Source organism: Pseudomonas sp. WAC2 (genome assembly GCF_030403525.1).
Classification (GTDB): domain Bacteria; phylum Pseudomonadota; class Gammaproteobacteria; order Pseudomonadales; family Pseudomonadaceae; genus Chryseomonas; species Chryseomonas luteola.
The window spans coordinates 84,908-99,749 of the sequence record NZ_JAUEPD010000002.1; the positions used below are offsets into that span (position 1 = coordinate 84,908).

The 14,842-nt window shown below is 54.9% G+C and carries 14 protein-coding genes; 3 read left to right on the forward strand and 11 right to left on the reverse strand.

From position 1 onward, the window contains the following. Nucleotides 1-94 precede the first annotated feature (94 nt). The 6 genes from metW to QWJ10_RS04465 form a co-directional block, all read right to left on the reverse strand. Nucleotides 95-694 carry a methionine biosynthesis protein MetW gene (metW, locus tag QWJ10_RS04440; protein ID WP_010795408.1) on the reverse strand — a complete coding sequence of 200 codons (600 nt, stop codon included), beginning with the start codon at nt 692-694 and terminating at the stop codon, nt 95-97. Between the two features lie 10 nt (nt 695-704). Beyond that, nucleotides 705-1,844, reverse strand: coding sequence for a homoserine O-acetyltransferase (locus QWJ10_RS04445; RefSeq protein WP_122041879.1), 1,140 nt, complete (start codon nt 1,842-1,844; stop codon nt 705-707). A 106-nt stretch (nt 1,845-1,950) separates the two neighbouring features. After that, complete coding sequence (locus QWJ10_RS04450; protein ID WP_289924581.1) at nt 1,951-3,906, reverse strand: dynamin family protein; 1,956 nt, start codon at nt 3,904-3,906, stop codon at nt 1,951-1,953. Between the two features lie 158 nt (nt 3,907-4,064). Further along, nucleotides 4,065-4,697 carry a YggT family protein gene (locus QWJ10_RS04455; RefSeq protein WP_010795405.1) on the reverse strand — a complete coding sequence of 211 codons (633 nt, stop codon included), beginning with the start codon at nt 4,695-4,697 and terminating at the stop codon, nt 4,065-4,067. 9 nt (nt 4,698-4,706) lie between these two features. After that, nucleotides 4,707-5,525 (reverse strand): pyrroline-5-carboxylate reductase, encoded by an 819-nt coding sequence (gene proC / locus QWJ10_RS04460; RefSeq protein WP_289924582.1) that lies wholly within the window; start codon nt 5,523-5,525, stop codon nt 4,707-4,709. Nucleotides 5,526-5,536: 11 nt separating this feature from the next. Continuing rightward, complete coding sequence (locus QWJ10_RS04465; RefSeq protein WP_019364343.1) at nt 5,537-6,241, reverse strand: YggS family pyridoxal phosphate-dependent enzyme; 705 nt, start codon at nt 6,239-6,241, stop codon at nt 5,537-5,539. A gap of 73 nt (nt 6,242-6,314) precedes the next feature. Here QWJ10_RS04465 and QWJ10_RS04470 point away from each other — a divergent pair, with 73 nt between their 5' ends. Further along, nucleotides 6,315-7,349, forward strand: coding sequence for a type IV pilus twitching motility protein PilT (locus QWJ10_RS04470; protein ID WP_010795402.1), 1,035 nt, complete (start codon nt 6,315-6,317; stop codon nt 7,347-7,349). Further along, a complete protein-coding gene (locus QWJ10_RS04475) occupies nt 7,349-8,488 on the forward strand; it encodes a PilT/PilU family type 4a pilus ATPase (protein WP_010795401.1) in 1,140 nt (379 codons plus the stop codon). The genes QWJ10_RS04470 and QWJ10_RS04475 overlap by 1 nt, the downstream gene beginning before the upstream one ends. A 3-nt stretch (nt 8,489-8,491) precedes the next feature. On the opposite strand, the gene QWJ10_RS04480 is transcribed toward QWJ10_RS04475, so the two are convergent. The 3 genes from QWJ10_RS04480 to QWJ10_RS04490 form a co-directional block, all read right to left on the reverse strand. Continuing rightward, nucleotides 8,492-9,910 carry a UdgX family uracil-DNA binding protein gene (locus QWJ10_RS04480; protein WP_289925045.1) on the reverse strand — a complete coding sequence of 473 codons (1,419 nt, stop codon included), beginning with the start codon at nt 9,908-9,910 and terminating at the stop codon, nt 8,492-8,494. Nucleotides 9,911-9,912: 2 nt separating this feature from the next. Beyond that, nucleotides 9,913-11,124, reverse strand: a complete 1,212-nt coding sequence (locus tag QWJ10_RS04485) for a putative DNA modification/repair radical SAM protein (RefSeq protein WP_074824925.1) — start codon at nt 11,122-11,124, stop codon at nt 9,913-9,915. A 97-nt stretch (nt 11,125-11,221) separates the two neighbouring features. After that, nucleotides 11,222-11,890, reverse strand: coding sequence for a C40 family peptidase (locus QWJ10_RS04490; RefSeq protein ID WP_197870873.1), 669 nt, complete (start codon nt 11,888-11,890; stop codon nt 11,222-11,224). Nucleotides 11,891-12,098: 208 nt separating this feature from the next. On the opposite strand from QWJ10_RS04490, the gene QWJ10_RS04495 reads away from it, so the two are divergent. Beyond that, nucleotides 12,099-12,515: a TM2 domain-containing protein gene (locus tag QWJ10_RS04495; protein WP_197870875.1), complete on the forward strand. Its 417-nt coding sequence runs from the start codon at nt 12,099-12,101 to the stop codon at nt 12,513-12,515. 39 nt (nt 12,516-12,554) lie between these two features. Here QWJ10_RS04495 and QWJ10_RS04500 read toward each other — a convergent pair whose 3' ends face one another. Together QWJ10_RS04500 and QWJ10_RS04505 are read right to left on the reverse strand one after the other, a co-directional pair. Next, on the reverse strand, nt 12,555-13,826 hold the full coding sequence (locus tag QWJ10_RS04500; RefSeq protein ID WP_289924583.1) for a dihydroorotase: 1,272 nt from the start codon (nt 13,824-13,826) through the stop codon (nt 12,555-12,557). Further along, the gene (locus QWJ10_RS04505; RefSeq protein ID WP_019364347.1) at nt 13,827-14,825 is read right to left on the reverse strand and encodes an aspartate carbamoyltransferase catalytic subunit; all 999 of its coding nucleotides are present in this window, start codon (nt 14,823-14,825) and stop codon (nt 13,827-13,829) included. Nucleotides 14,826-14,842: the final 17 nt, after the last annotated feature.

The following is a 14,842-nucleotide window of genomic DNA, read 5'->3' on the forward strand; positions in this document are numbered from 1 at the left end:
ATGCCTGCTCGCATGATATGAAATCTGGAAAGTCGATGTACGTGATTCAGATGGCGGGTCATGACGTCATCTGAATCAGCGTGACGAACCTGTCTTACAACGACTGGCCCGTCACGCGATAAATACCGATCTCGCCCAGGAGGTTGGGCCACAGGCGGCTACCAATGCCGTGGCGGTGCTGACGGTCAACGGCCAGCCGGTCAAGCACCTTGACCTTGAGTTCATGGCACAGACGCTCGAAATCCTCAAACGTACAGAAGTGGATGTTCGGCGTGTTGTACCAGGTATAAGGCAAGAACTCCGATACCGGCATTCGACCGTTACGGGCCAGATACCAGCGGCAGCGCCAGTGACCAAAGTTCGGGAAGGTAATGATGCATTCTCTGCCTACGCGCAGCATTTCCTCAAGAATACGATCAGGGTAATGCACCGCTTGCAGGGCCTGGCTCATGACAACAATGTCAAAGCTGTTGCTGGCAAAATTCCCCAGCCCCTTATCCAAGTCCTGCTCAAGGACGTTTACACCTCTGCGAATGCACTGCTTGATGTTTTCGTCGTTGATCTCAAGGCCATAGCCGGTGACCTGCTTGTTTGTCTGCAGATAGGCAAGCAGCTCGCCATTACCACATCCCAGGTCAAGGACCCGGCTACCGGCGGGAATCCAGTCTTTGATGATATCCAGATCGGCACGCACGTTCAGGCCCTCATACAGCAATGCGATTCATATAACTAACGAAGGCTTCCAGGTACCGGGGGATCGGTAGAAGAAAAGCGTCATGCCCTTGTGGCGCGTCGATGTCGAGATAGCTGACATTCTTTTTCGCTGCAATCAAGGCATCCACGATCTCGCGTGAGCGGGCCGGTGAGAAGCGCCAGTCTGTCGTGAAGGACATGATGCAGAAATCAGCCTTTGCATCTGCAAACGTTCTGGCTAGATCACCATCGTGTGCACTGGCGGGATCAAAGTAATCCAGCGCTTTGGTCATCAGCAGGTAGGTATTGGCATCGAAGCGGCCTGAAAATTCTTCGCCCTGATAGCGCAGGTAGCTTTCGACTTGAAATTCCACACTGTGGAAGTCGTAGTTCAACTTATCTGTCTTGAGTTCGCGGCCAAACTTCTGCCCCATTGCGTCATCGGACAGATAGGTAATGTGACCTACCATGCGGGCCAGCATCAGTCCTCGCTTGGGTACGACGTTCTGCTCATAGAAGCGACCGCCATGGAATTCTTCATCAGTCAGAATGGCTTGGCGTGCCACTTCATTAAACGCAATGTTCTGAGCTGACAGTTTGGGCGCCGAGGCGATAGCCATGCAGTGACGTACACGATCAGGGTAGCTGATGGTCCATTGCAGGGCTTGCATGCCTCCCATGCTGCCGCCTACGACGGCCGCCCATTGTTGAATGCCTAGCGCATCAGCCAGACGTGCCTGGCTGTTGACCCAGTCTTCCACGGTAATGACGGGAAAGTCGGCGCCGTAGGGCTTTCCTGTAGCAGGATTGGCGCTGCCTGGGCCTGTTGATCCGTTACAGCCGCCCAGGTTGTTCAGTGCGACGACAAAGAACCGGCGGGTATCGATGGGCTTTCCTGGACCGATACAGCTGTCCCACCAGCCCGGCTTGCGATCGTCCATGCTGTGGTAGCCCGCCGCATGGTGATGGCCGGACAGGGCATGGCAAATGAGCACGGCATTGCTACGGTTTTCGTTGAGCTCTCCATACGTCTCAATGACCAGATCGTACTCGGCCAAAGACCTGCCGCAAGCCAAGGGGAGCGGCTCGGAGAAGTGAAGGACCTGAGGCGTAACCAGGCCTACGGAATCAGGGGGTATGACGCTGGGCATTTAAGGCTCTTATACGTGAGAGGGCGCCAGTCTAAAGAGCGCCATCGCAAGCGGCAAGCATCCTGCAAGCAGGGTGCTTGCCGCATCGGATAAAGGCCCGATGTGGCTAGGCGACACTTACCCCGGGAAGAGCGACAACCTTGGCATGGCGTTGGGCTGGAGCAGGGCGGCGCAACTGTCGCAAGATATCGTTGGCCTCATCAAGCTGACCTGCCAGTGTTTCGCAGTAGGTTTGCAGACGAGTCTTCTGTTGCTGAGTATCCAGCGCCTGCTGGGTCAGCGCCTTGAGCTCCAGCATATTGGATTCCAGCAACTGCTTGTGCTCGCGGGTAAACTGAATGAGGGGCAGCAGGGCAACCTCGTTCCAGCGTTTGGCTTCCCGACAGGCCTGCTCATGCACGAAGACCGCTTCCTTTACCAGCGTTGCAAAGAACCGGCGAGTCAGCACACGCTGTTCAGTAAACAGCGTTTTCATCTGACGACGGAAACGATCCGACTTCTGCTGTAGCTGGCGAAGCGCACGGATCTGCGCCTTGACACGCAAACGGGGAGCATCCAGGCGATGGCCAGGATTTTCTTCGTTGTGACGCTGGTAAATCGACTGAAGAACCTTGTTCGCACGCTCACCCTCGTAGTAAAGGGATAACATGTCGTGTTCGACGCTTTGGAAGAAGCGATGGATCGCTTCGCTGATGCCTAGTGTGGTCCAGCTTCCTGCAAGGTTATTGCGTACGTCGGTCAGGTGCCTTTCAAGGCGTGCCGGGTTCAGGGCATCGTTAAGTAGGACGGCCTGCCCCTGAAGCATCCGCTGTGTGGTGCGCAGGTTAAGTAGCCGCTTGTGATAAAGCGCATGCTCCTCACGTGTTTTTTCTATCTGCTCTGCCAGCGTTGAGCCGGTAGCGGCATTTTCCAGTAATGCATGTTGCCGCTTCATGTCCTCGAAGCGTTCGCCCAGAAGCGCATGGCTGCTCGCCAGAAGTGAAATCACCTGATTGACCACTCGGCTTTGTAGCAAACGCTCTCTGTGCCCAACGATACGGTCACAGAGCAGGCGTTCGAGGGCGGCCAGCTGGCTGCGCTCAAGCAGCGCTGTGTCATGGCGTACCTTGGCAAGCAAGGCCTGCTTGGCAGACAAGGGCAGTACATCCGTCATGGGAATGCCCAGATGACGAGCGCTGACCTCACGAATGCGCTGGATGGACTGATCGACGGATTCGTCACCATTCAGGTCGCCCCAGAGGGTATCGATCTTGTTGAGTACCGCGAACAGCGAGCCTTCCGTGTCGTCACTGGTTGGCTTGATGTGATGCTCCCACAGCTGAAGGTCGGAGGCTGTAACCCCCGTATCGGCCGCGAGCAGAAACAGTACGGCCTGAGCGGCTGGAAGCATCGAAAGTGTCAGTTCAGGCTCACTGCCAAGCGCGTTGAGGCCTGGCGTATCGAGTATGCGCAGGCCCTGACGCAGCAAGGGATGATCGAAGTTGATGATCGCATGGCGCCAGGTCGGGATTTCGACCATCCCGTCCTTGCTGGGCTTGTCCAGCTGCTCGGCATCGAATCCAAGGGATATGGCCTGCTCAACCGGCACTAGGCGCGTTTCGGCGACCTTTCCGAGCGCAGCTGCCATGAGGTCCGGCTGTTCGTAATCCAGTGCAATCTGTTGCCAACGGGCCGTATCGCTTCTCAGATCTGCAATACTGAGGTCATCCAGCCGTGATTCGATAGGTAGAAGCCGAATATACGGGGCTTCTGCCTTGATATCATAGAAGAGCTCGGTAGGGCACATGGTTGTTCTGCCAGCCTGGGACGGCAGCATGCGCTGCCCATAGTCGGCAAAGAACAAGGCATTGATCAGTTCGGTTTTTCCACGGGAAAACTCACCAGCGAAAGCCAGCGTAATGTGATCGTCGCGCAGGATCTGAACACAGCGTGCCAGGGTTTCATCAAGGCTTTGCGAATTGAGGCGATTACGAACAAGCCAGCCGCTGTAGCGATTGATCTGCTGTATGAGTTCAAGCTTCCAAGTCGCGTAGGCATCGACTTGCTGAGACAGACGCTCCATACCCCATCCCTGTCATCATCATGAGCGTAATAAAGGGCGGTACGGTGCCGTAAGGCGGGTCTTGCGTCAATCAAGACCCGACGGGATTCTCTAGGCGGTCACGCAAAGTGTGTGAATGGTTAACGATAAAGACCCCACCGAACAGATGGGGCCATCGCTTACAGGAACGGTGCGAGGACCGACGGCATGCCTGACATCATGGCCAGGTTGTTGATGACCAGCATGTCGATCAATTTGATCGCAATAAACGCGAAAATGGGCGAGATATCCAGCCCGCCCAGGTTGGGCAGAAGGCGACGGAAAGGTGCCAGAACAGGTTCGCAGATCTGGTTTACAAGCTGGGCGCTGGGGTTGTAACTGCCCGGCGCGACCCAGGAGAGAATCACGCTGATGATCATGGCGAAGAAAAAGACCTTGAGAAACAGGGACGCCACGGCAATCAACGACCAGATGAACAGATGGGCAATTGCTCCGCCGACGCCATATTGCATGGTGATCAGAGTGAGGCCGTTTATGCCTTCAACGTTGGTCAGGAGGAGCAGCAGAACCATGAGAACCAGCTGTACCAGTACTGCAAGCGCCAGTGATGCCAGATCGATGCCGCCAAAGCCTGGAATGACTCTGCGTAGCGGGCGCAGCAAGGGTTGTGTGGCCTTGACGATGAACTGACTCAGGGGATTATAAAAATCTGCTTTCACGAGTTGTAGAATGAAGCGCAGCAAAACAATGAGCAGATAGAGACTGCCAAGCGTTTGCAAAATAAGAATCAGGGCGGTATTCAATCCGTACATGACTACTCCTTATTTACCGAGCTCTTCCGCCAGCTCGGCCGAGCGGCGTGCAGCCGCTGAAAGTGCTTGTTGAACGAGGGCTTCGAAGCCGCCCTCCTGAAAGGTTTTGATGGCCTGTTCGGTAGTGCCGCCAGGTGAAGTGACGCGGCGGCGCAGTTCGGCCGGTGACGCCTCGCTGTTCAAGGCCATCTGGGCGGCGCCAAGGGCTGTCTGCAGGGTCAGCCGTGCTGATGTCTCCCTGTCCAGGCCAAGTGCTTCACCGGCCTGGGTCATGGCTTCCATCATCAGGAAGAAATACGCTGGGCCGCTGCCTGATACTGCCGTTACGGCATCCAGTTGCTTTTCGTCTTCTACCCAGACGGTAAGGCCTACGGCAGACAGTAACTGCTCAGCCTGATCGCGCTGGGTTGATGACACATGCTCGTTGGCATACAGGCCGCTGGCACCCTGGCGAAGCAGTGCCGGGGTGTTGGGCATGCAGCGCACCAGGGCACGCTCGCCTAGCCATTGAGTCAGGCTGGCACAGGTGATTCCAGCTGCAACAGAAACGATCAGCTGAGTGCCGGTAAGTGCGCTGGAGAGCTCCTCACAGACGCTTTTCATGACCTGTGGCTTGACCGACAGGACAATTACATCAGCCTGTTGGGCAGCCTCAAGGTTAGACGTGAATGTCTGAATCCCATGGTCAGACTCAAGCGCTGAGCGTTGTGCAGCGTCAGGATTGCTTGCAGTAATGCAGCTGGCCAGCAGTCCCTGTGCGAGAAGACCTCCAATCAGACTGGCCGCCATATTTCCGGCGCCGATAAAGGCGATGCGGGTATCGCTCATAGGTAAATTCCTTAATGAGAAGCAGGCGAAGGGGTTGCGCTGTAATGTCTGGCACCAAACAGTGCTGTACCGATTCGAACCCAGGTCGCGCCCTCGGCAATCGCTGCTTCCAAGTCGTGGCTCATGCCCATGGACAGGGTATCAAGATTCAGGTTCAGCGCCTCGCTGAGTTTTCGTAGGGATGAAAAGGCAACATGCTGCGCCTCAGGTTCCGTAGCGGCTTCTGGTATAGCCATCAGCCCACGTAAGACGAGGTTGGGCAGCTGAGCAACGGCACGGGCCAGCTCAGGCAGTTCTTCTGGCAAACATCCTGACTTGCTGGCCTCACCACTGATATTGACCTGTAGGCAAATATTGAGCGGGAGCATGTCCTCTGGGCGTTGCTCGGAAAGCCGCTGGGCGATTTTCAGGCGATCAACGGAATGCACCCAATCGAAATGGCTAGCGATCGAGCGTGTCTTATTGGATTGAATCGGGCCGATGAAATGCCAGATCAAGGGCAGATCTTTCAGCATCTCCTGCTTCTGGATCGCTTCTTGCAGGTAGTTCTCGCCAAAATGTTTTAACCCGCAGTTGTACGCTTCGCGTAGATCCGATGCCGGTTTGGTCTTGCTGACGGCAAGTAGACCAACGGTCTCAGGGTCACGACCACAAGCCTGCGCTGCGGCTTGGATACGGGTGCGTACTGTTGCGATATTTTCAGCTATCGTTGACATTCAACCTCGTTCTCTAAATACCGCTGCTGATAAGGCGGCATTCTACCTGCTTGTTTGTATTAAGGGAGTCTTCATGGATATCACGGAACTGCTGGCGTTTTGTGCCAGACAGGGTGCATCCGACCTACACCTGTCCTCCGGTTTGCCACCCATGATCCGTGTCGACGGCGATGTTCGACGCATCAATCTGCCTGCCTTCAACGACAAGCAAGTGCATGCGCTCATCTACGACATCATGAACGACAAGCAGCGCAAGGATTATGAAGAATTCCTTGAAACCGACTTTTCGTTCGAGGTGCCAGGCATTGCACGCTTTCGTGTCAATGCCTTCAATCAGAACCGTGGACCGGGTGCCGTATTCCGTACTATTCCCTCTAAAGTGCTTTCGATGGAAGAGCTGGGAATGGGCGATGTGTTTCGCAAGATAACCGATGTTCCTCGTGGTCTAGTGTTGGTCACCGGTCCTACAGGCTCCGGCAAGTCAACGACGCTGGCGGCCATGCTGGATTACCTGAATAACACCAAGTATCACCATATCCTGACTATCGAAGACCCGATCGAATTCGTTCACGAGTCCAAGAAATGCCTGGTCAACCAGCGGGAAGTGCACCGCGATACTCTAGGCTTCTCGGAGGCATTGCGCTCTGCGCTGCGTGAGGACCCGGATATCATTCTGGTCGGTGAGCTGCGTGACCTTGAAACGATCCGGCTGGCGCTGACCGCTGCGGAAACCGGACACTTGGTATTTGGTACGCTGCACACCACATCGGCCGCCAAAACGATCGACCGTATCGTGGACGTTTTCCCGGCCGAAGAAAAATCCATGGTTCGCTCGATGTTGTCCGAGTCGCTGCAGGCCGTTATCTCTCAGACCCTTGTCAAGAAGGTCGGCGGGGGCCGTGTGGCTGCCCATGAAATCATGATTGGGACGCCTGCGATCCGCAACCTCATTCGTGAAGACAAAGTGGCGCAGATGTACTCTGCCATCCAGACAGGTGGTGGTCTTGGAATGCAAACGCTGGATATGTGCCTGAAAAACCTGCTGGCGAAGGGGTTGATCAGTCGCGACAGCGCTCGTGAGAAAGCCAAGATTCCGGAGAACTTCTGATGGAATTCGAAAAGCTGCTGCGGCTGATGGTCGAAAAGGGCGGCTCCGATCTATTCATTACAACCGGTGTTCCACCGTCCATGAAGGTGAACGGTCGTGTTCTGCCGGTAACCAAGGAGCCGCTTTCGCCTGATCAGGCTCGGGAAGTGGTCCTTGGCGTCATGAATGAACAGCAGAGAGCGGAGTTCGCCGAAAAGCATGAATGCAATTTTGCGATCAGCTCCAGAGGGGTGGGGCGTTTTCGGGTAAGTGCGTTCTATCAGCGTAACCTGGTGGGCATGGTGCTTCGGCGTATCGAGGTAAACATCCCTACGCTTGATCAGTTGCGTCTGCCCGAGGCGTTGAAAAAACTGTCCATGACCAAGCGTGGCCTGGTGCTGTTCGTCGGGGCAACCGGCACGGGCAAATCCACGTCGCTAGCTGCCATGATTGGTCACCGCAACAAGAACTCCACAGGCCATATCATCTCGATTGAAGATCCTATCGAATACATTCATCAGCACCAGAACTGCATTGTGACGCAGCGGGAAGTGGGCCTGGATACGGAGTCTTTTGAGGTCGCGCTGAAGAACACGCTTCGTCAGGCACCTGATGTCATCATGATCGGCGAGGTGCGTACTCGGGAAACCATGGAGTATGCGGTGGCATTCGCCGAGACCGGCCACCTGTGTTTGGCAACGTTACACGCTAACAACGCGAACCAGGCGTTGGAGCGGATCATCCACTTTTTCCCGGCTGATCGGCATCAGCAGATATGGATGGACCTTTCGCTGAACCTCAAGGCCATTGTGGCGCAACAGCTGGTTCCCACGGTTGATGGTAAAGGCCGTAGGGCGGTTATCGAAGTGTTGATCAACACGCCGTTGGCGGCAGACCTGATTCGGAAGGGGGAGGTGCATGAGCTCAAGCCGCTCATGAAGCGCTCGACGGAGTTGGGCATGCAAACGTTCGATCAGGCCTTGTACCAATTGTATCGCGACGGTGAGATCAGCTACGAAGATGCATTGGCGCATGCGGACTCTGCCAATGATCTGCGCTTGATGATCAAGCTGGGCTCCGAAACCGATGCGGATCATTTGACGAACATTACTCAAGGACTCTCCCTGGATATGGGCGAGGACAGCAAGCGTTTCCGATAACCTTTAAGGCTCAAGTAGCTGCCTGGCCTGTACCAGGGCTGCGGTAAGCGCTGCTTGGGCCTGTCTCTGCCTGGCTTCCTCGGGTACGCGCAGAACATAGGATGGGTGATACGTGACGATCAGCCACCGCCCCTGCCACTGTGTAACACGACCCATATACTCACTCAATGAGCCTGGTTTTCTGTGCATCAGGGACTCCAGTGCGGTAGCCCCTAATGCAACAATGACGTCCGGCTTGATGGTATCCAGCTCGTTCTCCAGCCAATGGCGGCACGGGGCGATCTCAACGGTAGGGGTAACGTGTTTGCGTCGACGTCCCTGTGGCGTCCACTTGAAATGCTTGACGGCATTGGTCAGATAGAGCGATTCCCGCTGCAGGCCTGCCTCTCGAATAGCTCGATCAAGCACCTGCCCAGCCGGCCCTATGAAAGGGCGGCCTTGCAGATCTTCCTGATCGCCGGGCTGCTCGCCTATCAGGAAAAGCCTCGCATTGAGAGGCCCCTCGCCTGGAACGGCTTGAGTGGCGCGCTGCCAGAGCGGGCAGCGACGGCAGGTTTCCAGGGTGCTTGGTTGTTCGCGTACCGGTAATACCTCAGCAGCTGATACGGGTACCGTTTTTCCTGTCTGTTCGCTTACGCTTTTCGCTTGGGCCGTTCGCTGCGCACCGGTGCGCGCCTCGCTAAGCAGTGTGGGGATCAACGGTCCCTCCGGCAGGTCTTTCCAGAATCGCCTGGGCATATGTCCCGTCATAACCTTGGGGTTGGCGCGGGCGGGATTGAATGTGCTTGCGTAATAAGCCATCCAGAGGCGCTCGCCATCATCACGTTGCTGTTTAGCAAGCGCTTCCAGTCCTGTGGGGCAGGGGGCCTCGAGCGTTAATGTCTTTCCATCCCATAATGCGGCTGCCTCCGGTGTGGCGATCAGCCAGGAGGTATTCCCCATCCGGTTGCAGAAATGTGGGGCGGCCAGCGCCAACACATCATGAGCCGGCTCATGCCACGCAACGTAGTGGGGGTTACCCGCATGCTCGCCCCGCTGTTTAAAGCGTAGGAAGGCATGTAAATGATGAATTTCTCGTCTGACTGCCTTGGCCCAACGGTGCAATTCGCTACCATCCTCGTCACCGGCCAGCATAGCTGCTTGATCACCCCGTACGACTCGCCACAGGACACGGTATAGCAGTGCCCAACGCTGGGGATGTCGATAACAGGCTGCCAAGTTCAATAAGTCTGCAAGTTGCCTGGGTACTCGGATAGTTGATGAGGCCGTTTCCAATGGCTGTGCATCTGCGGTAGCAAACAAATCATTTGATAGAGGCTCGGTTTGCCAACTGATTTCATGGGGCGCTACGTCCTGCTCTAACAACTGTCTGGCTACACGCCGCCAACCTGCAAACGAGCCGTCAAAGGAAACAGTGCGCATAGTCACCAGAGCGCCAATTGGGCAGGCTTTTCACTGAGCTGAGTACGAAGGTGCAAGGACTCCGCAAGCATGGAGCTGGGGCGATAATCGTGAACAATGATGAACGGCCTGGCTTTTTCCAGGCTGCAACGAAGACGAATGAGATCTGCATAGCGGATACGCCGTTGCTGTCTTAAGGTCACGAGGCGCTTGGCTGACAGCATCCCAATGCCTGGGACCCGGGCAATCAACGCAGGCTCCGCCTGATTGAGATCGAGGGGAAAGGTGTCACGGTTACTCAGAGCCCAAGCAAGCTTCGGATCGATATCCAACGGGAGATTTCCACCTTCCGTTGGTAATTCCGTAGCCGTAAAACCGTAACCTCTAATAAGAAAATCTGCTTGGTAAAGCCGATGTTCGCGCAGTAAAGGCGGAGGTATGAGGGGGACGGAGTTTGGACTATCCGGGATGGGGCTGAACGCCGAATAGTACACGCGTTTCAGCTGATAGGCGCCGTACAGGGTTTGCGCGGTATCCAGTATGGTCCGGTCATCAGTAGCATCAGCGCCTACGATCATCTGCGTACTTTGCCCAGCCGGTGCAAAGCGTGGAGCATTCTTTTCAGCGGCTGTTTCCTCCAGACCAAGGCGAATCGTGCCCATGGCTTTTTTGATACTGCGAACCTCTTTTTCAGGGGCAAGACGTGTCAGGCCCGATTCGGTAGGCAGTTCGATATTGACTGAAAGACGATCGGCATAAAGCCCTGCCTTGGCGATCAGTAAGGGATCTGCGTCAGGAATAGTCTTTAGATGAATATAACCTCGAAACTGATGCTCTTCGCGCAGTAACTGGGCCACTCGGATCAGCTGCTCCATCGTATAGTCTGCTGAGCGGATAATCCCTGAGCTCAAGAAAAGACCGCTGATGGTATTGCGCCGATAAAAATCGAGCGTAAGTTTTACGACTTCTTCCGGCGTGAAACGGGCGCGGGGGACATTGCTGGACCTACGATTGACACAGTATTGGCAATCGTAGAGGCAAAAGTTGGTCAGCAGGATTTTAAGTAAGGAAACGCAACGGCCATCAGGCGTAAAGCTGTGGCAAATACCCATGCCATCTGTGGCGCCTAGACCATCCTTACCCTTGGATGAGCGCTTGGGTGCTCCACTACTGGCACATGACACGTCATATTTGGCGGCGTCAGCCAAAACGATGAGTTTGTCGGTCAACTCCATGAAGCAGCCCCTTATACTGTATATGTGCACAGTATAAAGGGCTGCAGAAAGTCTTCAACCGCTTCTGCTCAACGGTGGGCTTACGGTAGCGCTATCGTTAGGACTTGTGGGGATTAGGCGCACTACGTGGGCGGACCTGCTGTTCACTCGTGGCGACCATCTGGGGAAGAACACGCTTGGCTGAGGCGAAACGCGTTTTCCAGTAGGGGCGGCTGAGATGATCAATCCGTACGCTTTCTCCACGACGTGGTGCATGGATAAAGCGGTCATGGCCCATATAGATTGCAACGTGATCAACGTTACGGCCGTGGATCTTGAAAAAGATCAGATCGCCAGGTTTTAGATCCTTTTTTCCAACCTTCATGCCATCCATGCGAGCCAGCTCCTGAGAGGTACGAGGTAGCTCAAGATTCTGGACGTCACGGTATACATAATTCACGAGTCCGCTACAGTCAAAACCATGCTTAGGTGTTGTGCCGCCCCAACGGTAGGGTGTCCCTAGTACATCGATTGCGCGGTTGACTACTTTGGTGCTTTCCTTGGACGCAGCATGCTGAGCGGCAGCATGTGCTTGCACAATGGTTCCCGCCTTGGGCTTGGCAGGAGCATAAACGTGTTGTGTACGTGCCTTGGGTTTATTGGCACGTGGTGCTGACTTGGCATGAGCCGGAGCGGCAGCGCGAGCACTAACGGCTTCTTTGGCCTGGACTGCCGTCACAGGCAGTACCAAACAGGCTGATAGCCAGGTAATGAGTAAAGAGCGCATTGTCGACGGACCTGATAATCAAAATCGCGCAACTTTATATCAGATCGATAGTTTTATTTCCGCTCCGCCGGTCGAGATATTTATCAAAAATCAGCGGTTCATGTCGCAAAAGGTTTCTATACCAGTTGGAATCACTGGCAGAATGACCAGTGAAATCAAAAAATCTTGCTTATGAAGCAGACATTACCGCTCTGTGACTGAGGTTGTCATGAAGTACCAAAACGATACGCATAGCAAAGCGCTTGGATACCTGTTGTGGATTTTTGGCTTTCTGGGTGCTCATCGCTTTTATTACGGAAAGCCGGTTACCGGCACCATTTGGTTTTTTACGCTAGGCCTTCTAGGGGTTGGCTGGCTGATCGACCTGTTCCTGATCCCCAGCATGGATCGTGAGGCAGATATGCGGTTCCAGGGCGGTCGCGTCAATTACAGCATTGCGTGGATACTGTTGACCTTTCTAGGCATTTTTGGCGTCCATCGGTTGTACATGGGTAAATGGATTACGGCCATTCTGTACTTCTTTACCGGCGGATTTTTCCTGTTAGGTGTGCTGTACGATTTCTGGACGCTGAATGATCAGGTCTCCATCGAGAATCGGCAGAAAGGAGGCGGTATTCTAGGGTAGGGATGAGCGAACCCGCTGTACACAGCGGGTTCGCTGGTTTCAGGCCTGATACGTTGTCTTGCCTGCAACCAGTGTATGGCGAACCCTTCCTGGCAGCTCTACGTCCATGAATGGCGTATTGCGCCCGCGTGAAAGCCAGGGCTTGCCTACGGTGGTACGCTCTTCGAGCGAGAAGAGGACGATATCGGCTGGAGTACCTACTGATAACTGACCGGCAGGCAGATCCAATACAGAGGCAGGGCCACTTGTTAGCCTGTGAAGGGCAGTCGATAAATCCAGTAATCCTTCTTCTACAAGCTTCAGGGTCAGAGGTAACAACAGTTCTGCACTGCTGATACCGGGCTCGGTGGCTGCGAAAGGCGCAAGCTTCGCATCTTCTTCATGCGGCTGGTGATGACTGGCAATGGCCTGTACTACGCCGCTTCGTACTGCTTCACGCAACGCCTGCCTGTCTCGCTCAGTGCGAAGAGGCGGCTGCACATGGTAAAAACTGGAAAACCCTTCAAGCCGTTCATCAGTAAGAAACAGTTGATACAACGCTACATCGGCGGTGACAGGGAGCCCCCGTGCCTGCGCTTCAGCAATCATCTCGATTCCGCGGGCGCTGGTCAGCTGGCTAAAGTGTGCTCGTACGCCGCTTTGCTCAATCAGAAGAAGGTTTTGGGATAGGGCAACGGTTTCAGCTGTCTCTGGTATGCCAGCAAGACCTAGGAAGCTAGCGGTAGGGCCCTCATGAGCCAGCCCGCCTTCTGCTAGATCAGCATCCTGAGACGTAAAGATAACCTTCAAATCAAAGGTCGCTGCGTACTCCAGTGCTCGCCGAAGCGTGCGCATGCCTGCCATGGGAGCCAGCCCATTGGTAAAGGCTACACAGCCTGCACTGTGCAATGTAACGAGTTCGGCAAGTTGCTCTCCGGCCAACCCTTTTGTCAGGGCACCAACAGGAAAGACACGCGCTTTACCTGCCGCTTGCGCACGATCCAGAATGAGTTCGGTGACCGCAGTAGTATCCAGTACGGGCTTGGTAGAAGGCGGACAACACAGGCTGGTTGTACCACCTGCTGCCGCTGCCTGCGTTTCGCTTTCTATAGTGCCTTTTCGGGTATGGCCTGGTTCGCGGAGCGACACATTCAGATCAACAAGGCCGGGAGCTGCTATCAGTCCAGAGGCATCAATTACAGCTTCTGCCTTGAAACCAACAGGAGCTTCACCCAAGGCAATGATATTGCCTTGGGAAACGTGAATGTCGGTTATTTGATCGAGGCGGGTGGCGGGATCTATTACCCGCGCCTTGATAATGCTCAGAGTCACTTAGATATTCTCCTGCTCAAGTTGACGCTGGGCTGTTTGCCCGCTCATTGCCATGGATAGAACAGCCATACGTACGGCAATGCCGTAGGTCACCTGATTGAGAATCACAGATTGACTCCCGTCAGCGACGGCCGATTCTATTTCCACTCCACGGTTGATCGGTCCGGGGTGCATGACAATTGCGTCTGGTTTAGCCTGAGCCAGGCGTTGTGTGGTCAGTCCGAACAGCTTGTAATACTCGCCTTCGCTGGGCAGTAGCCCACCCTGCATCCGTTCGCGTTGAAGACGCAGCATGATGACTACATCCACATCTTTCAGTCCGGCCGTCATGTCCGTAAACGTTTTTACGCCATAACTATCTTCAAGGCCGATGGGCAGGAGTGTGCGTGGTGCGACGACGCGAATGTCCTGGCATCCCAGAGTCCGTAGCGCCAGCATATTCGAGCGCGCCACGCGGGAGTGCAGGATGTCGCCAACAATCGCTACAGACAGTTTTTCGAAATCACCTTTGTGACGGCGAATGGTGAGCATATCGAGCATGCCTTGTGTGGGGTGTGCATGGCGGCCGTCACCGCCATTGATGATTGCTACCTGTGGACAAACATGCTCAGCAATAAAATGTGCAGCGCCGGAGTCGGCATGTCTGACTACGAACATGTCCGCCGCCATGGCTTCCAGGTTTCGTAAGGTATCGAACAGTGTTTCGCCTTTGCTGGTCGAGGAAGTCGAAACATTCAGTGTGATGACATCGGCAGAAAGCCGCTTGGCCGCCAGCTCGAAAGTGGTTCGAGTCCGGGTTGAGTTTTCAAAGAAAACATTGCATACCGTTTTGCCGCGCAACAAAGGTACTTTCTTGACTGCGCGTGCGCCTACCTCAAGAAAGGAGTCTGCCGTATCAAGCAGTTCGGTCAGCAGAGGGCGAGGTAAGTCATCCAGGGAAAGAAAATGGCGCAACTGACCATTGGCATTCAGTTGCAAGGAACGCGTAGCGTTGGTCATGGCGGTAAGCCTTGGGT

Excerpts from the sequence above, each read along its gene's own strand:
- QWJ10_RS04475 (WP_010795401.1), top strand. The coding sequence starts at position 7,349 with ATGGAATTCGAAAAGCTGCTGCGGCTGATGGTCGAAAAGGGCGGCTCC.
- QWJ10_RS04490 (WP_197870873.1), bottom strand. The coding sequence starts at position 11,890 with ATGCGCTCTTTACTCATTACCTGGCTATCAGCCTGTTTGGTACTGCCT.
- proC (WP_289924582.1), bottom strand. The coding sequence starts at position 5,525 with ATGAGCGATACCCGCATCGCCTTTATCGGCGCCGGAAATATGGCGGCC.
- QWJ10_RS04505 (WP_019364347.1), bottom strand. The coding sequence starts at position 14,825 with ATGACCAACGCTACGCGTTCCTTGCAACTGAATGCCAATGGTCAGTTG.
- QWJ10_RS04455 (WP_010795405.1), bottom strand. The coding sequence starts at position 4,697 with ATGTACGGATTGAATACCGCCCTGATTCTTATTTTGCAAACGCTTGGC.
- QWJ10_RS04450 (WP_289924581.1), bottom strand. The coding sequence starts at position 3,906 with ATGGAGCGTCTGTCTCAGCAAGTCGATGCCTACGCGACTTGGAAGCTT.
- QWJ10_RS04495 (WP_197870875.1), top strand. The coding sequence starts at position 12,099 with ATGAAGTACCAAAACGATACGCATAGCAAAGCGCTTGGATACCTGTTG.
- QWJ10_RS04470 (WP_010795402.1), top strand. The coding sequence starts at position 6,315 with ATGGATATCACGGAACTGCTGGCGTTTTGTGCCAGACAGGGTGCATCC.
- QWJ10_RS04465 (WP_019364343.1), bottom strand. The coding sequence starts at position 6,241 with ATGTCAACGATAGCTGAAAATATCGCAACAGTACGCACCCGTATCCAA.
- QWJ10_RS04445 (WP_122041879.1), bottom strand. The coding sequence starts at position 1,844 with ATGCCCAGCGTCATACCCCCTGATTCCGTAGGCCTGGTTACGCCTCAG.
- QWJ10_RS04485 (WP_074824925.1), bottom strand. The coding sequence starts at position 11,124 with ATGGAGTTGACCGACAAACTCATCGTTTTGGCTGACGCCGCCAAATAT.
- QWJ10_RS04480 (WP_289925045.1), bottom strand. The coding sequence starts at position 9,910 with ATGCGCACTGTTTCCTTTGACGGCTCGTTTGCAGGTTGGCGGCGTGTA.